Below are 21,246 nucleotides of genomic sequence, written 5' to 3'. Positions count from 1 at the left end.
CTCAGTCCGCGGCGACCCGGTGCCGGGCCAGGTGGGCGAGGACCGACTGGTTCGCCTCCCACCCGTCCGGGAACTTGACCGGCACGCCGAGGTGGACGGGCTCGGTGGACGGGTGGGCGTCCAGCAGCTCGGGGATGCCCGCCCGCGCCACCACGACGCAGGCGTGCCGGTGCCGCGACGCCAGGACGCACAGCCGCCCCGACTCCAGGTGGAACGCGGTGGCGTCGCGGCGGCCCGACAGCGGGTGCAGCATAACGGTGACGTCGTACTCGCGTCCCTGCAGCCGGTTGGCGGTGTCGACGGTGATGCCCGCGCCGTGCTCGCCGAGCGCCGCGCGGATCGCGGTGACCTGGTCGCGGTGCGCGGCGCCGATCGCGACGCGCGTCGCGTCCACGGGCTTGGAGCCGAGCTCGGAGTGCGCGACCGGGCCCCGCTGCAGCAGCCGGACGGCCAGCGTCGCCGTCGCGCGGACGGCCTCGGCGTCGGTGCGCAGCGTGTGCCGGGCGGGCAGCTCGTACAGCGCCCATCCGGTCGCCGCGGCCTCCTCCAGCGCGTGGTCGTAGGTGGTGCCCATGCCGCGCGCGCCGTACTCCAGCCGGCGGTCGCCGTCCTCCGTCCCGGCGCGGAAGCCGGTGAACGGGTAGAACGCGTCGGACACGACGGGCGCGGCGGACGCCGGGAGCCGCCACGACACCGGCAGCCGGTGGACGGGCAGGTCCGGGTTGTGCGCGAGCAGGACGGAGACGGCGCTGCGCATCGGGTCCCACGCCAGCCCGGCCCAGCGTTCGACCTCGACGGTGGAGAACGGGTCGAGCTGCCCGGGGTCGCCCACGAACAGGGCGCGCTCGAACCGCCCGGCGATGCGCAGCAGCATGTCGGAGCGCATCTGGTACGCCTCGTCTACGATCGCCCACGGCCACGAGCCGTCCGACAGCGTCGCCCACTTCGCCGCGGTCGCGATGACGACGGTGTGCTCGGCGAGGTCGTCGGCCTTCTGCGCGACCCGCACCGACGGATGCGCCAGCACCCGCTCGGACGGCAGGTACCCCGACGCCGACAGCCGGCCCAGCGTCAACTGCGGGTGCTTGGTCGCGATCCGCTCGATGAGGTCGTCGACCTGCTCGTTGGTCTGCGCCACGATCATCAGCCGCTCGCCCGCCTCGGCGAGGTGCGCGGCCGCGCGGACCACCAAGGTCGACTTGCCCGCGCCCGGCGGGGAGTCGACCACCACGCCGCGGTGGCCGCCGCCGAGGTCGGCGAGCACGCCGTCGACGGCCCGCGTCGCCGCCTCCCCGGGGTCGAGGTCGGCGGACGGCCCCGGCCCGGCCAGCGCGACCAGGTGGCGTTCGGTCATGACCAGTCCTCTTCGGCGTCCTCGTCGGTCGGCACGTACTCCTCGGGCGGCCCGCCGTGCGTCCACGGCGTGTCCTCCCGGTCGGGGAACTTCGCGGTGCCGAACGAGCCCTCCGTGAGCGAGGTGAAGCACACCCGCTCGCCGACCTGCGGCACCGCGCCCGGCTCGGGGGTGAGCTTGCGGCCCATCCCGCCGGTCAGCTCCAGCAGCACGCCGCCGTCGCCGATCTCCACGATCCTCCCCTTCAGCGCCGGGCGCGCCGCGTTGCACACGGTCGTCCCGATGTCGAGCCGCACGGGGTCCGCGGTGCGGACGCGCAGCAGCGGGCGCAGCTTCGGCCGCTTCCCCGTCTCGTCCAGCCGGGCCGGGTCGCACTCGGTGACTGGCCCGCCGAACGCCTGCCCGGCCAGCCGGTGCTCGGCCATGACCAGGGGGTCGTCGAACGCGCGCTGCGCCTCGTAGGCGTCCTGGGCGCGTTCGAGATCGTGCAGCCGCCGCGCCGCCCGGACGGGCGGGTCGCGGCGCGCCTGAGGATACGCCTCGCCGAACGTCTGGTGGTAATAGGTGAAGGCGTCCCGGTCGCGCTCCCAGCGGCGCGGGACGCTCGCGCCCTCCGGCATCGCGCGCAGCAGGTCCACCGCCCGCCACATCAGGTCCCAGGTCGGGGCGAGCTGACCGGCGATGAGCGCGCGGAGCCGGTCCCCGGCGCGCGGGTCGCCGCCCGACCGGTCGTAGGCGGCGATCGCCGGGGCGAGCACCTCGTTGTCGAACGTCGGGTCGGTCGCGGGGCCGGCCGGCGGGCAGGTCACCGGGTCTTCGGCGCGGGCCGCGGCGGCGGGGCCGTCCAGGCCGTCCGGCGGGTCGATCCAGCCCATCAGCGCGGCGAGGTTGCCGTCCTCCACCGAGCTCTGGCCCGTCGCCCAGTGCAGCCGCAGCACCTCCGTCATCGCCCGCAGCAGCGACGACCCCGGATGGTCGTGCCGGTCGGCGAACCACGTCAGCCAGCGGCCGAGCACCGGCACCGCCGGGTCGACCGCGTACGGGCCCTCGGTGCTGCGGAACCGCGTCGACCGGCCCATCAGCCGCAGGAACGAGACCCCGCCCCGGTTCGGCACGAGCAGCTGCGGCGCGTTCCCGTACCGGATCCGCTCGTCGCCCTCCTTGCCCGGCGGCAGCTCCTCCACCTCGCCGCGGCTCGTCTCGATGTGGTTCAGCACGAGCTTGGCGAGCTCCGCCGCGAACGCGAACCGCAGGTCGCGGTTGCGCGGCTGCGGCACCACCAGCAGCGACGGATCGTCCGGCGCCGACCCGATCATGACGGCCAGCGGCGCCGCCGCCTCGCCCGCGAGCTTCAGCGGGATCAGCACCAGCGGCGCGTCCGACACGTGCACGTGCCGGACCGTCGCCAGCGGCTGCGCGACCCCGGCCCGCACCGCCTCCAGCCGCGCCAGCGAGCTCAGCGCGCTCATCGGGCCGTCACGGCGTCCCGGTGGCCGGTGCCGAGGGCCTCGGCGCGCAGCCGGGCCGCCGCCCGCAGCTGCTCGGCCGTCTCCGCGAGGTCGTCGGACGGGCTGAGCGACCCGTCCGCGAGGCCCAGCGCCGTGCCGATCGTGTCGACGCCGCCGAGGTCGTCGCGCACGGCCCGGCCGAGCGCGCCCGTCGCCCCGCAGGCGCGCGCCTCGTCGCGGCAGAAGTACGCCATCTCGCAGCCCGCCATGCACTCGGGCGCGTAGCGGGCCTCGACCGTGCGGACGGAGTCGGCGAGGTGCTCGCCCGGCTCGAACGTCAGGTCGCCGGGCAGCGCGTCCAGGATCCGGTCGATGCGGGTGAGGCGCGCGAGCTGCCGTTCCAGCACGGCCAGCTGCGGGCGGACGTCCAGCGGCGTCGCGGTCGGCCGGTTGGAGAAGTTCTCCGGGCACACCAGGAACACCTCGTGCGACACCCGCTCCGGATCGTGCCCGAGCTCGGCGACGAGCCGGCGCAGCGCCAGCACGTACACCGCAGACTGCCGCGCGGCCGCCGCGACCTGCTCCGGCTCGGCCTGCCCGTCCACCACCGCGAACGACTTGATCTCGATGACGTGCAGCCGGCCCTCGATCTGGAACGCGATGACGTCCGGCTCCAGGTAGGCGAGCTGCCCGCCGATCTCCAGCCGCAGCAGCGGATGGTCGAACAGGGTGCCCTCGCCGCTGTCGAGCGCCTGGGCGAGCAGCCGCCGAGTGCGGGTGTGCCGCAGCTCGCGGCCCTCGTTGCCCGCGACGACCTCGAGATCGTCGTAGGCGACCTCGGACACCGCCAGGCCCATCCGGTCGCGCAGCAGCGTCAGCAGCTCCGCGCACCCGTCGGCCTTCACCTGCGCCTCGAACGCGTTGCCGCGCGTGATGGCGAACTGCGACTGCCCGAACGGGGCGGGGAACCCGAGCGCGCGCGCCACCGCGTCCTTGTCGACGCCCGCCGCGTCCATCAGCCCGCGGCGGGCGCAGCCGGGATTGGCGGTCAGCGCCGCGATCGTGCGGGCGTCGTGGTTGCGCGGCGGAGCGCTTCCGCGCAGCCGGTCCAATTCCGGTGCGGTCTCGGTCATCGGTCCGTCTCTCCAGAGCTGGCACGTCGCCGTGCGGAATCCTGCAGGGCCCGCAGCCGGCTGCCGAACAGCCGTTCCGCGTCGTCGAGCTGGGCCCGGGCGCGCCCGGCGGCCGACGCGCGGCGCCGTCGGTCGGGCTCCCGGTGCACGTCCAGCTCGGCCCGGGCGGCCTCGGCGAGCACGGCCGGATCGACTGTACCGACCGTACCGGTGACCGCACCGGGAATGTTGGAGGCGAACCGCCACAGCAGCCGCTGCGCGTCCGGCGAGGGCGCCGTGCGGCCGGCGTGCTCGGCGAGGCGGATCGCGGAGGCGAGGAAGTCGGTGCGCGGGCTGAGCGGCCCGACGATCCGCTGCTCCAGCGGCCAGGTGCTCACCGTGAGCAGGCCGCGGGCGGGCGCGAGCAGGTCGGCGGTCAGCGCGGCGCACAGGTAGTAGGGCCGCGCGTACGGCGCGGTGCGGAAGGAGCGCTCCTCGTCGCGGCGCAGGCTCGTCAGCCGCGTGCCGGGGATCTCGCCGGGGAAGAACGCCGCGTACACCGACCCGATGAGCTTCGGCGCGGCGGGCACCCCGAGCAGCGTCAGCGCCTGGTGGACCTGGTCGCGGACGGGCAGCAGCCCGCGGCGCCCCTCGGGCTCGGCCGGGGCGGGCGGCGCCTCCGGCTCGCCGGCGTCGCCGAGGACGGCGGCGTCCCACGCCTGCTCGGCGCGGCGCAGGTCGGCGCGCAGCGCGCGGGCCGTCCGCCGGTCGCCGGTCGCCATCGCGCGGCGCACGCCGGCGCGCAGCTCGGCGATGCGCGCCTCCAGCGCGTCGGGGGCCGGAACGCCGGGGGACGGGGGCATGCGGCAGACAGTACAGGAGCTTCCAGACAGTTCCAGCGTTTTCCAGTTTTCGCGGCGGCGGCCCGGGTCAGCGCGGCCGGTGCCAGACGATGGAGTACCGCCAGAGGAGATGGCGGCGGAACACCGCGCCCGGCAGCAGCCGCAGCGCCTCGTCCCGTACCTCGCCCCAGGTCATGTCGGGATCGGCGAGCGGTGCGCCCGGCTCGCCCGCGGCCTTGCGCTTGAGGACCCGGCTGTGGAGGAGGTGCCCGGGCAGACCCGCGGCCCCGTACAGGAAGTCCTTCACGCCCGCGTTGTTCGCGAGGCCGATCACGACGAGCGCGCCGCCCGGCCGGACGGCGTCGCGCATCGCCGTCAGCCCGGCCGCGAAGTCCATGTGGTGGATCGCGGCGACGCAGCACACGAAGTCGTAGTGCCGCTCCGGCAGGTCGTACTCCAGCAGCCCCGCCTCGACGAAGTCGACGTTCCCGACGCCCTCGCTCAGCGTCTTCGCTTTGACGACCATCTCCGCCGACCGGTCGAGCCCGGTGACGTGCGCGGCGCGCGGCGCGAGACGGCGCGCGAGCAGCCCGTCCCCGCAGCCGACGTCGAGCGCCTCGCCGCAGCCGCGCGGCACGTTGCGCAGCACGACGCCGTGGTAGTGGGTGTTGTGGTTCCAGTACTCGGCGGGCGTCTCGGTCATCGCACCTTCGCTCAGGATCGCGGGTCGCGTCGCAGCGGATGCCCCTCCGGGACCTCCACGATGACGATCTTCACACCGTCCGGGTCCTCGATCCACATCTCCACCAGGCCCCACGGCTCCTCACGCGGTTCGCGGGTCACCCGCGCCCCGGCCGCCGCGAGCCGGTCGTGCTCGGCCCGGACGTCGCGGACCTGCAACCAGATCATCGGGGACGGGCCGGCGCCGCCCGGCCCGTGCCCCGACACCTCCAGGAACCCCGGCCCGAGGAAGAACACGACGCCGGGCGAGTCGGGCGGCCCGAACTCGCGGTACACCGCCAGCCCCAGCACATCGCGGTAGAACCGCCGGCTTCGCTCGAGGTCGGCCGGGCGCAGCAGGATGCGGCTGCTCAGTACCTCCATGCCCCCATCCTCGCCCCGCGTCGCCCGCCGCCGCGCACCGCCACGCCCACGGGCCCGGACGGATCAGCCGCCGAAGCTCGCCCGGTAGGTCGCGGCCATGTCCTCGTCGCCGTGGCCCTGCTCGATCACGCGGCGGAACCGGTCGCCCGCGGCGTCGTTGACGTCGACGCGCACGCCCGCCGACGCGGCCGCGTCATGGATGAGCCGGGTGTTCTTCTCCGCGTTGCGGACGGCGAAGCTCGTCGCGTAGTCGTCGGCGAGCATCGCCTTCATCTTGATCTGCAGGTAGGCGTTGTCGAGCGGGCCGCCGGTGAGGACCTCGCCGAGCAGCGCCGGGTCGAGCCCGAGGCCCTTGGTCAGCGCGACGGACTCGGCGATGACGGATGTGAGCGAGATGGCGTAGCTCACCGCGGCCAGCTTCAGCCGGGTGCCGGCGCCGCTCGCGCCGTCCTCGTCGAGCCAGAGCGTCCGGCTGCCGATCGCGCCGAACACCGGGTCCAGGACCGTCCGGGCGTCCTGCGGGCCGGCCGCGAGGACCATCAGCTTGCCCTGCTCGGCGGGCTGCCTCGTGCCCTGCACGGGGGAGTCCACGAAGGTGGCGCCGTGCTCGGCGGCGAACGCGGCGAGCCGCGGGACGTCATCGACGCCGACCGTGCCCATCTGCGCCCAGATCCGCCCGTCGCGCAGTGCGGGCGCGGCGTCGGTCATCACGGCGAGCGCCGTGTCGCCGTCGTTCAGCATGGTCATGACGACGTCGGCGCCTTCGACGGCCTCGGCGGGGGAGCCCGCGACGGTCGCGCCGTCCGCGGCGAGCGGCTCGGCGCGTTCCCGGGTGCGGTTCCACGCGGTGACCCCGTGGCCGTTCTTCAGCAGGTTCCGGGCCATCGCGGCGCCCATGATCCCGGTGCCGAGCATTGCGATCTGCGTCATCTCCGGCTCCTTTTGGACTGTTCGATACATAATGGTGCGGGACAAGCCTGGCATACGGCCGCGCGTCGCGCATCCCGGATGTCCCTACCCGCCGGCGGCCGCTCATCGCGGCGCCGCGCGGTCCTTTCGCGCTGCGGCGCCGCGCGGTCTTTCGCGCTGCGGCGCCGCGCGGTCTTTCGCGCCGCGGTGGCGGAGGGCCTCAGCCGTAGGCGGGGCTGCCGTCCGGCACGTCGGCGAAGGCGTCGGTGTACGGCGCCGCGAACACGTCGAGCGTGCGCTCCAGCTGCGCCGACCACCAGGACACGAGCCCGGCCGCGCCCCGCTCGCCCGCGCCCTCCTCGCCCAGGTAGCGGTGCCGCAGCGGCGCGACGTCGCACAGCCGCTCCCACCACTCGCGGTGCACCGCCGACTGGATCTGCCCCGCGTCCAGCGGGAACGCCGCGCGGTGCCCCCGCACGAACGCCTGCACCCGGTCCAGGTCGAGCCCGCGCTCGTCCTCGCCGGCGAACAGCCGCGCCGCCGCCCGCACGACCTCGCCCGCGACCGGGCCCGTGGTCAGCGCGTCCCAGCCGAGCACCGCCGTGACGTTGCCCGCGCCCGCGTAGCGCAGATGCTCCGCGTGGAACGCGCCGTGCAGGTGCCCGACCGTGCTGACCTCGATCTCCGGCGGCTGATGCCCGGCGAATTCGGCGAGCAGCGCGCGCCGCTCCCGCAGCCTGCGCTCGGTCAGCGCGTCGAAGTCGGTGCGGCCGCCGTCCGCGGGCAGGGCCTCCAGCATCGCGTCGACAGCGGCCGCCGCGTCCGCGGCGCGCGGCGTCGGCACGAGCAGGCTCTGCTGCACCGGCGGCGTGACCCGCTCCAGTTCGGCGTGCAGCCGGCCGAGGAGTTCCCCGAGTTCCTCGCACTGCCGGAAGGTCAGTTCGAGCCCGCCGCGCCTGCGCCCGGCGACCCACGGATACAGCGCATAGGCGTGACCCGAGGCGGTGACGAGCGTCCGTCCGGACTTGGCGGGCAGCGGCGCGAGTACGGGGAGCCCGGCGGCGTCGAGCGCGCCCGTCATCTCGTGCTGGACGAGGATTCGTCTCCGCTCCAGCGCGGCGTACTCCCTGAGGAAGAACGGGCCGCCGGACGTGCCGACCCGCCAGCACCTCCGGCCGGACGTGCCGCCGATGGCCTCGGGAGCCCGGACCGTGTCGAGCCCCCAGCGCTTCAGCAGCCGGGGCGGCGGACCCTCGCCCGCGCCGTTCTCACCGGCGCTGCTCTTCTCAGCGGTGTGCTTCTCAGCGCTGTGCTTCCCGGCGACGTGCTCATCAGCGCTGCTGGACGTCGGCACCTTCGCACCTCGGCGGCCTCGGACGGACGGCGGTCGAACGGATGTTCCCACCCGACGCTACACGCCCCGGCGCCCCGGCGAAAGGGAACCGGCCGGGCCCGGGCGGTTCGCGCCCGCGCCCGGCACGCCCCCGGCCTCAGATCCGCTCGAGGACGACCACCGGGATCTCGCGGTCCGTCTTCTCCTGGTACTCGTCGTAGGCGGGCCACGTCGCCGCCATCTTCTTCCAGAACGCGGGCTTCTCCTCCGCCGTCGCGGTACGCGCCCGCGCGGTGAACCGGTCGCCCTTCACCTGCACCTTCACCTCGGGATTCGCCTCCAGGTTCAGGTACCACTCCGGCGGCTCGTCCGCGCCGCCCTTGGACGCCACGACGAGATAGGCGTCCCCTTCGGGCTGGTAGATGAGCGGCGTCGTGTACTCCTTGCCGCTGCGCCGTCCCGTCGTCGTGAGCAGCAGCGTGATGGTGCCCTGCCAGTCGTGTCCCTCCGCGCCGTCGGTCTCCTGGTAACGGGCGACGTGCTCCTTGCCGTACAGCATCGAGTCCTCCTCCATCCGGCTTCGGCCGTACCACGGCCACCTGTGTGAACTCCCGAACGCTGGATGACCTTCCCCGTCCCGGGGGCCCAAAGCCCCGACGCTCATTACGCTGGGGACGGTGAGCGACCCGGCGGAGCTGGCGCGGCGATGCGCCGAGACGATGTACGCGGACGACAAGGTCGCGCAGGACCTCGGCATGGAGGTCACCGGCATCGCGCCGGGACGCGCCGTCCTGCGCATGACGCTCACCCCGGTGATGGTGAACGGGCACGGGATCGCCCACGGCGGCTATCTGTTCCTGCTGGCCGACTCGGCGTTCGCCTACGCGTGCAACACCCACGGGGATGTGACGGTCGCGGCGTCCGCCGATGTCGTGTTCGTCGCGCCGGCCCGTGCCGGTGACGTGCTGGAGGCGACCGCCGTCGAACGCACCCGGTACGGGCGCAGCGGCGTGTACGACGTGACGGTCCGGCGCGTCCCGGACGGGGACGTCATCGCGGAGTTCCGCGGTGGAAGCCGCAGCCGGAAGGAGCGCGTCCTGGACGAGGCGGCGGAGCAGCCCGGCGATGAGGCGGCGGAGCCGTCCGGCGGTTTGCCTGCGGACCCGTCCGACGGTGCGTCGGCGGAGCCGTCCCGCTAGCGCGGGGTCAGAGTTCCTTCAGGATGCCGGTGAGCAGCCGGGCTGTGTCGTCGGGGCGCGCGGCGGTGATGCACAGGTTGTTCATCGCACGCATGTAGGTGTCGACGTCGGTCGGCTTGTCCAGGTAAAGCGCGCTGGTGAGCTGCTCCAGGTAGACGACGTCGGAGAGGCCGGGCTCGGCGAACCGCAGGATGGTGAACGGGCCGCCGGCGGCGGCGTGCCCGCCCGCGCCGAACGGCACGATCTGCAGCGTGACGTTCGGAAGCTCCGACATCGCGATGAGGTGTTTGAGCTGCCGGCGCATCACGTCGCGGCCGCCGAGCGGGCGGCGCACGACCGCCTCGTCCAGCACGGCCCACAGTGTCGGTGCGCCGGGGGAGGTGAAGCGCCGCTGCCGGGTCGTGCGGAGCTGCACGCGCCGCTCGACCTCCTCGTCGGAGGCGTCGGAGTAGCCGAGCCGCACCACGGCGTGCGCGTAGTCCTCGGTCTGCAGCAGGCCCGGCACGAACTGCAGCTCGTAGGTCCGCAGCAGCGACGCGGCCTCCTCCAGCCCGAGGTACACCTCGAACCAGCTCGGCAGGACGTCCCCGTAGCGGTGCCACCAGCCGGGGGTGTTGGCCTCCTTGGCCAGCTGCAGCAACGGCGCCCGCTCGGCGGGGTCGTTCACCCCGTAGAGGGTGAGCAGGTCGGAGACGTCGCGCTCCTTGAAGCCGACGCGTCCCAGCTCCATCCGGCTGATCTTGGAGTGCGAGCCGCGGATCTCGTAGCCCGCCTGCTCGGTGGAGATGCCGCGTTCCTCCCGCAGCCGCCGCAGCTGGGCGCCGAGCAGGATGCGCAGGACCGTGGGACCGCCGCGCCGCGGGTAGTCGATCAGTCTGCCGGACTGATCGCCCTCGGCCGGAGGCGTGGGGGCGGCTGAATCCTGGGGCAAGGGGTCACCAGCCAGTCGACGGGTCTGTTCTGGGGCGGCACGGCACCGCCCTATGTTAGAGGATCGAAGCACGTTTTTGGGAAGTATGAAAAAGCGCGTCTTCGGCAAAACGACCCATCCGTGTTAGAACGGCCGGGCTGGACGGTCCGTGCGCCGATCGGCGCGGGTGAGGATACTCCCGCCGGGCCCGTGGAACGAACCGGGGCGGCGTCCTGCGGGCCGGATCGGCGTTTTGGAGCGTGACCACGGGCCGTGACCAGTGCCGTCGGTGGCCGCACGGGTGCGGAACGTGGCGACGGGGTGACGATCTCGTTGACCGGGAGGTCATTCTCATAGCCGCGGAGTCACTGCCGGCCCATGAATTGCCTGGCGTTTCGCGGTCTTCTGCCCGCCAATCGGCACCGGCTTTCCGGGGCTCGTCGTATGACGTCCAAATGACGGCGGTCACACCGTTCGGTGAATATCGCCGGGACGGGAACAGACGGCGCGGCCCGCGGGTTGGCGACCAGCGAGCCAGGAAGCCAGCCCTACGAGGAGGACGTCATGAGCAAGCTGTCCGACGAGGCCAAGGAACTGCTGAACCGCCCGCTGCCCGGGTGGGCCACGACCGTCCGGCCGGACGGCTCGCTGCACAACACGGTGGTGTGGATCGGCCTCGACGGCGACGACGTCCTCATCAACACCGCCGCCGGGCGCGCCAAGGAGCGGCACCTCAGCAAGGACGCGCGCGTTTCGATCAGCGTTCTCGACCCCGACGACCCGTTCCACTGGGTCAGCGTCTCGGGCGAGGCGAAGCTGGAGACGGAGGGCGCCGTGGAGGTCATCAACGGGCTCGCCAAGAAGTACACCGGCAACGACACCTATCCGGTCCAGGAGGGTGAGGTGCGCCTCACCGTCCGCATAACGCCTGATCAGGTCCTCTACAGCGCCGGCGGGTGACCAAGCTCTCGTCCCGTGCGGACGATCTCCCGGTCCGGGACGGCGTTCACTTGTAGGGAGGGCGCCGCACCGCGGTGACGCTCGTGGCGCCCTCGCACTTCCCGGAACATCACCGAGATCCATTCTGGGGGAACCATGAACGCGACCCTCGAGCGACCGGAGGTCCGGTTTCTCACCTCGGGCGAGGTCACGGAGGCCCAGCGCGCGGAGGCCGAGCGTGCCGTCCGCGCGGCGCTGGACGGCACCGGGGCCGCGTCCGTGCAGGTCACGCTGAGCATCGTGGCCGACCCGGCGCTGCCCAGGCCGGCCCTCGCCAGGGCCGTCGCCGAGCTGGACGGGCAGCAGCTGCGCGCGCAGGCCGCCGCGCCGACGCTGGAGGAGGCCGTCGGCCTGCTCCGGCACCGGCTCGCGGTCCGCGCGTCCTACCGGCGCGCGGGCTGACCCGCACCGATCCGCACTGACGGGCGGCGGCGTCCTCGAGGGGCGCCGCCGCCCACCCGTTTCCGGCTTTTCCCGGCCGTTTCACGCGTCCCGTCGGGCGAGCACCAGTCCGGCGAACGCGAGCGGGACGAACGCGTAGGCCAGCAGGACGGCCGCCGCCGCGGGCGGTGACAGCAGGTCGCCGTAGATGGACTGCCGCGCGCTCAGGCCCGCGATCTCGGTCGGGAGCCCGGAGAGCATCACGGACCCGAGCCGCTCGTTCCACGGCCCCGGCAGGTGGTAGACCAGCAGCGGCACCACATGCCACAGCAGGACGACGGCGACGATCGCACCGGCCGCCGACCGCAGCAGCACGCCGAGGGCCAGGCCGAGCAGCGCGAACACCGCCACCGCGACACCGGAGGCCGCGAATCCGGGCAGGTCGTGCGCGATCGACGCGCGCTGGTCGGGGAACGGCCGGCCGCCGACCGCGAGCCGGGTGCCGAGGAGGCACCCGATCGAGACCGCCTCGCCCACGGCCAGCCCGGTCAGCGCCACCACCACGGCCTTCGCCGCGAGGAACCGGGACCGGGACGGCATCGCGACCAGGCTCGTCCGCACCATCCCGGTCCGATACTCCGATGCCGCCGCGAGTACGCCGAGCACTCCGAGGCACAGCTGGGCGACCCATCCGCCCAGCTCCTGCAGCGGCCGCAGCAGGAACCGTGCGCGCTGGGCGGCGTCGAGACCGTCCCACACGTGCGCCTGCTGGACGGCCAGCAGCACGACGAACACGGCGAACCCGGCCGTGACCGAAACGATCACGTAGGTCGAGCGGAGCGACCGCAGCTTCCACCATTCGGCGGCCACGGCGTCGAGCATCACGCGTCCCGCCGTCCGAACACGCGGGCGCCCACACCCAACGCGACCAGCACGTACACCGCCAGGAGCAGCGCAGAGACCGTCGGGGACAGGCCGTCGCGGGCGGGCGAGGCTCCCGGCGGCGAGGCCATCTGCCCCGCGAGGCTCTCCGGCAGCACCGCCCAGACCCGCTCGCCCCACGGATCCGGCAGCAGGTTCGCGACGGGCGGCACGACGAACAGCACCGCCATCCCGGTCGTGATCGTCCCCGCGGTGGAGCGGAGCACCACGGCCAGGCCGGCCGTCATCAGCGTGATGGCCGCCGTCGTCACCGCCATGGCCAGCACGTACGGGACGTGTTCGGGGAAAGAGGCGTCGAACCCGCGCATCGGACGGCCGTTCGCGGCCGCCTTGCCCGCCACGACCCCGGCGGTCAGGCCCACCAGCGCGGCGACGAGCATCGCGGCCCCCGGCACCGCCGCCTTCGCGCAGAACAGCACGGGACGGCGCGGGACCGCGGCGAGGCTCGTCCGGATCATCCCCGACGCGTACTCCGACGTCATCGGCAGCGCCCCGAGCAGCACCGCGCAGACCGGCAGGGCGATCGCGAGCGGCTGCTCCGGCGGCGCCGACTCGAACGCCGCGCGCCGCGCCTGCGACAGTCCGTCCCAGTAGTGCGCCGCGTACAACGACCACACGACGCACAGGAGCACGAACACCGCGACCGTGCCGAGCACGGCGAACGTCGAACGCACCGAACGCAGCTTCCACCACTCCGCCGCCAACGCGTCGATCACGACGCCACCGCCCCGAACTCGGCGCTGCCCGCCGTCAGCTCCATGTACGCCTCCTCCAGCGACGCGCTCCGCGGCGTCACCTCGTACAGCGGGATGCCGTGCGCGGCGGCCCGTTCACCGATCTCCGCCGCGTCGAGCCCCGTCACCGACAGGCCGCCGCCCGCCGCCTGCCCGACCGTGGGGCCCGCCGCTGGCTCGAAGGTGCGGCCCGGCGCGGCCTCGACCGTGCCGCTTGGCGCGGGCTCGACGGTGCCGCCCGCCGCCGCCAGCACCGCGGCCAGGTCCTCCGGACGCGGCGACCGGACCAGCACCCCGCGCGCGAACCGGTCCGCCAGCTCCCGCACCGAGGTGTCCGCGATCAACCGGCCGCGCCCGATGACGACGAGCCGGTCCGCCGTCAGCTCCATCTCGCTCATCAGATGGCTCGACACCAGCACCGTCCGGCCCTCGGCGGCCAGCGCCCGCATCAACTGCCGGACCCACCGCACCCCGTCCGGGTCCAGCCCGTTCACCGGCTCGTCGAACATCAGCACGCCCGGATCGCCGAGCAGCGCCGCCGCGATCCCCAAGCGCTGCCGCATCCCGAGCGAGAACCCGCCCACCCGCTTGCGCGCGACGCCCGCCAGGCCGACCTGCTCCAGCACCTCCGCCACCCGCCGCGTCCCGATCCCGTTGCTGCGCGCCAGCCAGCCGAGATGGTCGAACGCGCGGCGACCGCCGTGCACCGCCCCCGCGTCCAGCAGCGCCCCCACCTCGTGCATCGGCCGCCGCAACGCCGCGTACGGGCCGCCGTTCACCAGCGCAGCGCCCGACGACGGCGTGTCCAGCCCCAGCAGCACGCGCATCGTCGTCGACTTCCCGGCGCCGTTCGGGCCGAGGAACCCGGTCACCGTCCCCGGGCGCACCTGGAACGACAGGCCGTCCACGGCGACGGTCCCGCCGTAGCGCTTGGTCAGCTCCCTCACTTCGATCATGCGGTCAACGCTCCCGCCGGACACCGCCCCCGCACATCGGAACCCGGTCGGGACCCGCCGGTCCGACCGTGCTCCGAGACCGCGCCGCCGCATCGGACCCAGGTCTGACATCCGCCGGCCCGACGCGCCGCGCCGCGGCGTCCGGCTACCGTCGTGACGTGCACGAATCCAAGCCGGCCTCCCCGCACACCCGGCCCCCCGCCCACGAGCCACCGCATCACGACCAGTCCGGCCTCGATCAGTCCGGCCTCGATCAGTCCGGCCTCGATCAGTCCGGTCACGAGCCGCCGCGTCACGAGCCGCCGCGTCATGAGCGGCTAGGTCATGAGCGGCTAGGTCATGAGCGGCTAGGTCACGAGCGGCCCGGCCTCGAGCGGCCCGGCCTCGAGCGGCCTAGCCCGCAGTGGCCCGGCCAGCAGGAGCCCGGCCTCCGGCGGAGCGGCCCCTGGCGGAACGGCCTTCGGCGGCCGGTCCGCCTGGACGCTGCGGTCGCGGTCCTCTACACGCTGTTTCTGCTGGTGTTCTCCGGCGGGCACGAGACGTCGGCGCTGCTCGCCGTGCCCATTGCCGCCGCCATGGCGCTGCCGCTCGCTGTCCGGCGGCTATGGCCCGTGCCCGTCTTCGCCGGGGTCCTCGCCGCGTCGACCCTGGCTCTGATCCTCGACCTGCCATGGGACTTCTACGCCGCCGCCGCGTACGCGCTCTATCCGCTCGCGCTCCAACTGCCCCGCGCGCGGTTCGTCCCCACGCGGGCGATCGGCGTGCTGAGCGCGATCGTCATCCTCGGCGGCGCCCTCGTCGGGCCGAAGAACTGGCAGGCCGAACAGCTCGGCCGCGTGCTGCTGGGCGTAGCCGTCCTCGGCGCGTCGTGGGCGCTCGGCCGCGCCGTCCGCGAGCGCCGCGCCTACACCGCCCAGGCCGCCCGTCGCCTGGCAGAGACCGCCGTCGGCGAGGAACGCCTCCGCATCGCCCGCGAACTGCACGACATCGTCGCGCACAGCATGAGCCTCATCGCCGTCAAGGCCGGCGTGGCCGTCCACGTCGCCGAGGCCCGCCCGGAGGAGGCCCTCGACGCGCTGCGCGTCATCGAGTCCACCAGCCGCGGCACGCTCGGCGAGATGCGCCACCTCCTCGGCGTCCTGCGCGCCGACGAGCCCGGCCTCGCCCCCTCGCCCGGGCTCGGATCCCTGCCCGGCCTGGCCGAGCGCGCCGCCATGGCCGGTGTCCACGTCGACCTCGACGTCCGCGCGGACGACCTGCCCGAGAGCGTCGCGCTCGCCGCCTACCGGATCGTCCAGGAAGCCGTCACCAACGTCGTCAAGCATGCCGCGCCCGCCCGCTGCCGCGTCCTGGTCGAGGCCGCCGGCGGGCGCGTCCGGATCGAGGTGGACGACGACGGGCCCGGCACCCGCGTCCTCCCAGGCGCGCCCGGCCACGGACTCATCGGGATGCGCGAACGCGTCATGATGTACGGCGGCGACTTCACCGCCGGCCCCCGCCCGGAGGGCGGCTTCGCCGTCGCCGCCGCCTTCCCCTACGAAGCCTAGGAGCACGTTGGAACTGCGCGTCCTCGTCGCCGACGACCAGGCCCTGGTGCGCGGCAGCTTCCGCGTCCTGATCGACACCGCGCCCGGCCTGCGCGCCGTCGGCGAGGCCGGCACCGGCGCGGAGGCCGTCGAGCTCGCCGAGCGGGAGCGGCCCGACGTCGTCCTCATGGACGTCCGGATGCCGGAGATGGACGGCATCGAGGCGACCCGGCGCATCTGCCGCGACCTGCCGGACGTCCGGGTGCTCATCCTCACGACGTTCGACCTGGACTCCTACGTCTACGCGGCGCTGCGGGCCGGCGCCAGCGGCTTCCTGCTCAAGGACACCCCGCCCGCCGACCTGCTGTCGGCGGTCCGCGTCGTCGCGTCCGGCGAGTCGCTGCTCGCCCCGACGGTGACCCGCCGGCTGATCGCCGAGTTCGTCCGCCGGCCCGCCCCCGCGGGGCCGCCGCCCGAGGGCCTCGACGCCCTGACCGACCGCGAGCGCGAGGTCCTCGCCCTCATCGCCCGCGGCCTGTCCAACGCCGAACTCGCCGAGCACCTGCACCTCAGCCCCGCCACGGTGAAGACCCACATCGGCCGCCTCCTGGCCAAGCTCCAGGCCCGCGACCGGGCCCAGCTGGTGATCGCCGCCTACGAGACCGGACTGGTCCGCCCCCGCTGACGTCCGCGAGCGGTCAGCCGTGCAGCAGGTACGGGGCCAGCCGCTCGAACTGGTCGGCGGACGAGGCGAGGTCCGGCTGGAACACCGACACGCACACGTGGTCGGCCCCCGCGTCCAGATAGGCCTCGACGCCCTTGGCCACCCCGGCTTCGTCGCCCCGGACGAAACAGGCGTCGATGAGCTCGTCGGAGCCGCCGTCGGCGAGGTCCGCGTCCGAGAAGCCCAGCTTCTTGAGCGCTCCGATGTAGGGCGAGCCGGGAATCGAGAAGGCTCCGGCCTGGCGGGCGATGGCCCGCGCCTTCCCGGGATCGGTCTCGAGGATCACCGGCTGCAGGGCGATCAGCAGCTTGTCCGGTCCGAGCAGTTCCCGCGCCCGGCGCGTGTGCTCGACGGGCATCATCGCGGGGAGCATCCCGTCGGCGCGTTCCCCGGCCAGGGCCTGCATCTTCGGACCCAGCGCCGCGAGCAGCCGCGGGAACGGCACCTCCGGCTTCGGCGCCGCCTCCACGGCGGCGTCCATCGCGTCGAGGTACCCGCGCATGCGGGCGAGCGGGCTCCTCCACGCCTGGCCGCTCTGCTCGACGATCGCGCCCATGCTGACGCCGACGCCGAGCGCGAACCGTCCCGGGTAGGCGTCCGCCAGCACCGACGCGGCCCCCTGCATCGCGGCCGGATGCCGCGCCCACAGGTTCGCGATCGCCGACCCGAGCACGATCCGCTCGGTCGCCGCGAGCATCACACCGAGCTGCGTGAACACCTCCCTGCCGCCGATCCCCTCGTTCACCCAGATCGATCCGTATCCGGCGTCCTCCACCCGGCGGGCGGCCCGCCGCCACTCCTCCGCCGGTGCGAGGGGCGTCATCAGGCCCACCCCGATCCGCCCCAGCCGCCGCCTCGCCTCGAGCACCGCGTCCTCGCCCATCGCCGTCTCCTCCGGACCTACAATCGGAACCATCGACCCGGTTGAGACATTACCGGAACGCTCGCCCCGTTTGTCAAAGAAGGGAAGTCACTCGTGCCGGACGATCCGCGCCGCCGCAACGAGGCCGTGCCGGGCCCGCGCCGCCGTACCGACGCCGAGCCGCGCCGCAGCGAGGCGGAACCGCAGCGCCGCAGTGACGCAGGATCGCGCCGCCGCAGTGAGGAGGGACCGCGCCGCGGTGCCGAGACCGGGGCGCCCCGTGGTGCCGAGACAGGGGCGCGCCGCGGTGTTGAGACAGGGTCGCGCCGCGCTGTCGAGGCGGCGCCACGGCGCGCGGACGCGCGGCGGAACCGGAGCCGGATCCTCCAGGCCGCGCTGGAGGCGTTCGCCGCCGAGGGGCGGCTCGTCCCGCTCGACGACATCGCCCGCCGCGCCGGCGTCGGCGCCGGGACGGTCTACCGGAACTTCCCGACCAAGGAGGCGCTGTTCACCGCGGTCATCACCGACCGGTTCGAGAGCATCATCGAGGAGGCGAGGTCGCTGGCCGGCGCGGACGACCCGGGGGAGCGGTTCTACGGCTTCCTGATGTGGGTCGTCGAGCGGGCGATGTTCAACCACGCCATCTGTGAGGCGCTGGCGCTGGAGGAGGGGATCAAGGCGTTCGCCGCCGGCGTCGAGGAGGAGTTCAACGAGGCTCTCGATGCGCTGCTCCGGCGGGCCCAGGCGGCCGGCGACGTGCGCGCGGACGTCGACCTGCGGGACGTGCGGGTCCTGATGGCCGGATGCGTCGTCACCGAACGGCTGCGGCGCGCCGACGGGCCGCCCGGCCGGATGACCGCACTGGCCTGCGACGCGCTCCGCCCCTCCGGCGTAACGAAACTCCGTGACGAAAGTGAAGTGCCGTCACGTAACGAAAGCCGGTGCGAGGTCTGCGGGACGCCGCTGGCGTCGGCGCGCACCGGCCGGCCGGCGCGGTTCTGCGGCGCCGCCTGCCGGCAGAAGGCCCACCGCCGCAGGTCCGCGGCCGCGAAATCCGGTTGAACCCGCCGGGCGCCCTGCGGCACCGTGGCGGCACCATGCGCACACGTGAGATCCGCGCCCTCCATGACCGTGACTCGATCACCGTCTACCAGGCGTACGGCCCGGAGATCGGCGGCCCGGCGGCGCGGCACGGCACTTTCGTCCCTCCGTTCTCCCGCACCCGGATGACCTGGATCAAGCCGTCGTTCCTATGGCTGATGGCGCGCAGCAATTGGGCGCGCAAGCCAGGGCAGGAGACCGTCCTGGCCGTCCGGATCACCCGCGCGGGCTGGGAGGAGGCCTTGGCGCAGGCCGTCCCGACCGACCCGGACCGCCGTGTCTTCCGCAGCTCCGACGAATGGCGCCGCCGTTTCGCGCGGGCGACGGTCCACGTCCAATGGGACCCCGAGCGGTCGCTGAACGGCCGCAAGCTGGAGACGCGCAGCATCCAGGTGGGGTTGAGCCGCCACATCGTGGACCGCTATGTCGATGACTGGATTCTCGGCATCGACGACCGCACACCGCTGGTCCGCCGGATCCAGGGGCTGCTCCAGGCAGGCCGGACCGCCCAGGCCAAGGCCTTGCTCCCCAAGGAACGCCTCTACCCGCTGCCTCCCGCCCTCGCCCGCGGCATCGGCGCCGATTAGCCGCCGTCCCTGCGCGGCCCGTGTCACGAAACGTTCGGCCCGGTGTGCCGGATCCGGTACGCCTCCAGCCGGTCCGCGAGCTCCTTGGGGCGGCTGAGCGCGACGAGATGCCCGCCCGGCATGTCGTCGACCGGGATGTTCAGGCGCTCGCGAACGACCCGGCGCTGGAATGGCAGGGGGAACAGCCGGTCGTCGCGGCCCTGGAGGAAGACGGTCGGCGTGTCCGGCCACTTCTCCAGGGGCCAGGGCTCTTGGAAGGCCCTATCCGACTGCGAGTCCTCGCCTCGCGCCAACGCCTCGGCGGTCACCTCCGGTGCGACATCGTGGAAGAAGCAGTCCTCGGGATCGAACTTCGCGGGCAATTCCCGCCCTTCCCGGGCCGCCTGTTCGGCCATGGCCTGGGCCTGCCCGGTGTTGGCCCACCAGGCGCCCCCGGTCTCGCCGGGCACGGGGACCATAGCGTTGAGCAGGACGAGCAGCGCCACCGGCACTCGGGTGCACACGAGCGGCGCGCTGAGACCGCCCATCGACTGCGCCACCAGGATGACCTCGGTGCGGTCGCCGATCGCCTCCACGATGGTGTCCGCGTACTCCGTGAGCCCGGCCGATTCGTCGGCGGCCGGCAGGTCCACGGCGATGACCTCATGCCCCCGGGCCTCCAGCTCGGGGACGAGGAGATGCCAGAACCAGGCGCTTCCGCCCGCCCCGGGAACAAGAACGTACGTTGACATGCTCGTGCTCCTCTTCTCAGTGGCGCCGTGGCCGACGCTACCGGTGGGCACTGACAGAACGACACTGCGTTCTCCTAAATTAGGAGCTTCCTCTACCATTCCGGCATGGCCGGACCAAGGCGATATGACGACCCGTGCGGCATCGCCCGGGCCATGAACGCCGTGGGGGAGCGGTGGGCGCTCCTCGTCGTCCGCGAACTGCTGTTCGGCCCCAAGCGGTTCGCCGCACTGAGCCGCGGCCTTCCGGGCATGAGCCAGAACGTCCTGTCCCAGCGGCTACGCGACCTGGAGAAGGACGGGATCGTCCGTCGCCGCACTCTCGGCCCGCCCGCCAGTACCCGCGTTTACGAACTGACCTCGCGTGGCCTCGAACTCGAACCGGTCCTCCTCGCCCTCGCACAGTGGGGCAGCAAGGATCCCCTCGACGCCCACGACGCCGAGATGAGCGTGGACGCCATGATGCTCGCCCTCAAAACGACCTTCGACCCGACCGCCGCGCCCGCACTGGACGCCCGCGTCGCACTGCGCTTCGACGACGACCTCTTCCTGGCCGAGGTCCGCGCCGGCCGCTTCCACCTCGCCCGGGCGGAAGACCCCATCGACGCCGACGTCACCTTCACCACCGACGTCCCCACCTTCAGATCCCTCGTCTTCGCCCGAACCCCCCTCCCGCCAAACCCACCTTTCCTGCAAGGACCCCGGGAAGCAGCCGCCAACTTCCTAACCTGCTTCACCCCACCCCACTCTCATTAACCCCACACCACAGCCCCAGCCCCCAAAACCAACCAAGAACCCCACCACCCCCGCCCGCCGTGCCTGCCTCACACCGCTTCACCTGTCCCGCTCCCCGCGCAGCCACCTCAGGCACCCCGCGCACCCACCCACCCGCGCACACCCACCCGCACACCCACCCACCCCACCCCGCGTTACCCATCAAGCGCACCGACTCCGCACTGCACACACGGACGCCCCCGTACAGCCCGGCTCCACGGTCACCCGCCCGCGTGCCGTGCACCCGCACGGGCCGACGGCACGGCCCCGGCGCCGCTCCACACCTAGCGCCGCACACTCTCTGCTCCGCGCGCCGTGCCCTCACACCCTGCCTGTGTTACGTCGCCCCCCAGATGCCGCTCCTCGCGCGTCCACCTCGCGCGTCCACCTCGCGCGTCCATCCGCGCATCTAGCCCCGCGGGTCACCCTGCGCACTCACCCCGCGCACCCACCAGGAACTATGCACGCGCGCGCCCACGGCACGGCTCCATTGGCACTGCTCCACAGGCGTGGCCCCACGCACCGTGCACCAGCACGGCCTGATGGCGCGGGCCGATGGCACGGCCTAATGGCGCGGCGGCGGGGCGCCGCTCCACGTGCAGCGCCGCACATGGGCTGCCCGTACGTCCTGCTTCACGGACGCGGGCCCGCGCTTACCTATCCAGCGCGGCCCCACGGCGCGGCCCCACGGCGCGGCCCCACGGCGCGGCCCCACGGCGCG

Annotated in this window: 23 protein-coding genes; 8 read left to right on the top strand and 15 right to left on the bottom strand. The window is 73.8% G+C overall.

Annotated features, from left to right (window positions below):
- Position 1: 1 nt before the first annotated feature.
- From AB0C78_RS16985 to AB0C78_RS16945, 9 genes are all read right to left on the bottom strand, one after another.
- Positions 2-1,354 carry an AAA family ATPase gene (locus tag AB0C78_RS16985; RefSeq protein ID WP_360748234.1) on the bottom strand — a complete coding sequence of 451 codons (1,353 nt, stop codon included), beginning with the start codon at positions 1,352-1,354 and terminating at the stop codon, positions 2-4.
- Positions 1,351-2,823 (bottom strand): hypothetical protein, encoded by a 1,473-nt coding sequence (locus AB0C78_RS16980; protein ID WP_360748231.1) that lies wholly within the window; start codon positions 2,821-2,823, stop codon positions 1,351-1,353. Before AB0C78_RS16980 ends, AB0C78_RS16985 begins: the two co-directional genes overlap by 4 nt.
- Complete coding sequence (locus tag AB0C78_RS16975; protein ID WP_360748228.1) at positions 2,820-3,935, bottom strand: hypothetical protein; 1,116 nt, start codon at positions 3,933-3,935, stop codon at positions 2,820-2,822. The genes AB0C78_RS16980 and AB0C78_RS16975 overlap by 4 nt, the downstream gene beginning before the upstream one ends.
- Entirely contained in the window at positions 3,932-4,777 is an 846-nt protein-coding gene (locus AB0C78_RS16970) for a hypothetical protein (protein ID WP_360748225.1), read from the bottom strand. Before AB0C78_RS16970 ends, AB0C78_RS16975 begins: the two co-directional genes overlap by 4 nt.
- Positions 4,778-4,844: 67 nt before the next feature.
- Positions 4,845-5,459, bottom strand: a complete 615-nt coding sequence (locus AB0C78_RS16965; protein ID WP_360748222.1) for a class I SAM-dependent methyltransferase — start codon at positions 5,457-5,459, stop codon at positions 4,845-4,847.
- 11 nt (positions 5,460-5,470) lie between these two features.
- Positions 5,471-5,860, bottom strand: coding sequence for a VOC family protein (locus AB0C78_RS16960; RefSeq protein ID WP_360748219.1), 390 nt, complete (start codon positions 5,858-5,860; stop codon positions 5,471-5,473).
- Between the two features lie 63 nt (positions 5,861-5,923).
- Complete coding sequence (locus AB0C78_RS16955; RefSeq protein ID WP_360748216.1) at positions 5,924-6,790, bottom strand: NAD(P)-dependent oxidoreductase; 867 nt, start codon at positions 6,788-6,790, stop codon at positions 5,924-5,926.
- 199 nt (positions 6,791-6,989) lie between these two features.
- A complete protein-coding gene (locus tag AB0C78_RS16950) occupies positions 6,990-8,123 on the bottom strand; it encodes a phosphotransferase (protein WP_360748213.1) in 1,134 nt (377 codons plus the stop codon).
- A gap of 136 nt (positions 8,124-8,259) precedes the next feature.
- Positions 8,260-8,661: a nitroreductase family deazaflavin-dependent oxidoreductase gene (locus tag AB0C78_RS16945; RefSeq protein WP_360748210.1), complete on the bottom strand. Its 402-nt coding sequence runs from the start codon at positions 8,659-8,661 to the stop codon at positions 8,260-8,262.
- Positions 8,662-8,779: 118 nt separating this feature from the next.
- On the opposite strand from AB0C78_RS16945, the gene paaI reads away from it, so the two are divergent.
- Positions 8,780-9,301 carry a hydroxyphenylacetyl-CoA thioesterase PaaI gene (gene paaI, locus AB0C78_RS16940; protein WP_360748208.1) on the top strand — a complete coding sequence of 174 codons (522 nt, stop codon included), beginning with the start codon at positions 8,780-8,782 and terminating at the stop codon, positions 9,299-9,301.
- 7 nt (positions 9,302-9,308) lie between these two features.
- On the opposite strand, the gene AB0C78_RS16935 is transcribed toward paaI, so the two are convergent.
- On the bottom strand, positions 9,309-10,175 hold the full coding sequence (locus tag AB0C78_RS16935; RefSeq protein ID WP_360748540.1) for a helix-turn-helix transcriptional regulator: 867 nt from the start codon (positions 10,173-10,175) through the stop codon (positions 9,309-9,311).
- A 600-nt stretch (positions 10,176-10,775) separates the two neighbouring features.
- Here AB0C78_RS16935 and AB0C78_RS16930 point away from each other — a divergent pair.
- Positions 10,776-11,171: a PPOX class F420-dependent oxidoreductase gene (locus AB0C78_RS16930; protein ID WP_360748205.1), complete on the top strand. Its 396-nt coding sequence runs from the start codon at positions 10,776-10,778 to the stop codon at positions 11,169-11,171.
- Positions 11,172-11,306: 135 nt separating this feature from the next.
- Positions 11,307-11,612, top strand: coding sequence for a hypothetical protein (locus AB0C78_RS16925; RefSeq protein WP_360748202.1), 306 nt, complete (start codon positions 11,307-11,309; stop codon positions 11,610-11,612).
- A gap of 81 nt (positions 11,613-11,693) precedes the next feature.
- Here AB0C78_RS16925 and AB0C78_RS16920 read toward each other — a convergent pair whose 3' ends face one another.
- Genes AB0C78_RS16920 through AB0C78_RS16910 form a run of 3 tightly spaced genes read right to left on the bottom strand, consistent with a single transcriptional unit; the run spans position 11,694 to position 14,223 of the window.
- A complete protein-coding gene (locus AB0C78_RS16920) occupies positions 11,694-12,473 on the bottom strand; it encodes an ABC transporter permease (protein WP_360748199.1) in 780 nt (259 codons plus the stop codon).
- The gene (locus AB0C78_RS16915) at positions 12,473-13,249 is read right to left on the bottom strand and encodes an ABC transporter permease (protein ID WP_360748196.1); all 777 of its coding nucleotides are present in this window, start codon (positions 13,247-13,249) and stop codon (positions 12,473-12,475) included. The genes AB0C78_RS16920 and AB0C78_RS16915 overlap by 1 nt, the downstream gene beginning before the upstream one ends.
- Positions 13,246-14,223 carry an ATP-binding cassette domain-containing protein gene (locus tag AB0C78_RS16910; RefSeq protein ID WP_360748193.1) on the bottom strand — a complete coding sequence of 326 codons (978 nt, stop codon included), beginning with the start codon at positions 14,221-14,223 and terminating at the stop codon, positions 13,246-13,248. Before AB0C78_RS16910 ends, AB0C78_RS16915 begins: the two co-directional genes overlap by 4 nt.
- A 158-nt stretch (positions 14,224-14,381) precedes the next feature.
- Here AB0C78_RS16910 and AB0C78_RS16905 point away from each other — a divergent pair, with 158 nt between their 5' ends.
- Both AB0C78_RS16905 and AB0C78_RS16900 read left to right on the top strand, forming a co-directional pair.
- Positions 14,382-15,770 carry a histidine kinase gene (locus AB0C78_RS16905; protein ID WP_360748190.1) on the top strand — a complete coding sequence of 463 codons (1,389 nt, stop codon included), beginning with the start codon at positions 14,382-14,384 and terminating at the stop codon, positions 15,768-15,770.
- A 7-nt stretch (positions 15,771-15,777) separates the two neighbouring features.
- Positions 15,778-16,434, top strand: a complete 657-nt coding sequence (locus tag AB0C78_RS16900) for a response regulator transcription factor (protein ID WP_360748187.1) — start codon at positions 15,778-15,780, stop codon at positions 16,432-16,434.
- A 13-nt stretch (positions 16,435-16,447) separates the two neighbouring features.
- Here AB0C78_RS16900 and AB0C78_RS16895 read toward each other — a convergent pair whose 3' ends face one another.
- On the bottom strand, positions 16,448-17,356 hold the full coding sequence (locus tag AB0C78_RS16895; protein ID WP_360748184.1) for a TIGR03620 family F420-dependent LLM class oxidoreductase: 909 nt from the start codon (positions 17,354-17,356) through the stop codon (positions 16,448-16,450).
- A gap of 93 nt (positions 17,357-17,449) precedes the next feature.
- Here AB0C78_RS16895 and AB0C78_RS16890 point away from each other — a divergent pair, with 93 nt between their 5' ends.
- Positions 17,450-18,397, top strand: coding sequence for a helix-turn-helix domain-containing protein (locus AB0C78_RS16890; RefSeq protein WP_360748181.1), 948 nt, complete (start codon positions 17,450-17,452; stop codon positions 18,395-18,397).
- A 35-nt stretch (positions 18,398-18,432) separates the two neighbouring features.
- Complete coding sequence (locus AB0C78_RS16885) at positions 18,433-19,023, top strand: DUF4291 domain-containing protein (protein ID WP_360748179.1); 591 nt, start codon at positions 18,433-18,435, stop codon at positions 19,021-19,023.
- Positions 19,024-19,046: 23 nt separating this feature from the next.
- Here the strand turns inward: AB0C78_RS16885 and AB0C78_RS16880 are convergent, their stop codons facing one another.
- Positions 19,047-19,754 carry an alpha/beta hydrolase gene (locus AB0C78_RS16880; RefSeq protein ID WP_360748176.1) on the bottom strand — a complete coding sequence of 236 codons (708 nt, stop codon included), beginning with the start codon at positions 19,752-19,754 and terminating at the stop codon, positions 19,047-19,049.
- A 105-nt stretch (positions 19,755-19,859) separates the two neighbouring features.
- Between AB0C78_RS16880 and AB0C78_RS16875 the strand changes: the two genes are divergently transcribed.
- Positions 19,860-20,507 carry a helix-turn-helix domain-containing protein gene (locus tag AB0C78_RS16875; RefSeq protein ID WP_360748173.1) on the top strand — a complete coding sequence of 216 codons (648 nt, stop codon included), beginning with the start codon at positions 19,860-19,862 and terminating at the stop codon, positions 20,505-20,507.
- The last annotated feature ends 739 nt before the right edge of the window (positions 20,508-21,246 follow it).

This window comes from Actinomadura sp. NPDC048394 (assembly GCF_040651755.1).
Classification (GTDB): Bacteria; Actinomycetota; Actinomycetes; order Streptosporangiales; family Streptosporangiaceae; genus Spirillospora; species Spirillospora montaniterrae.
Note: the sequence above shows the minus strand (reverse complement) of the source record. Positions and strands in the feature narration are given on the sequence as shown.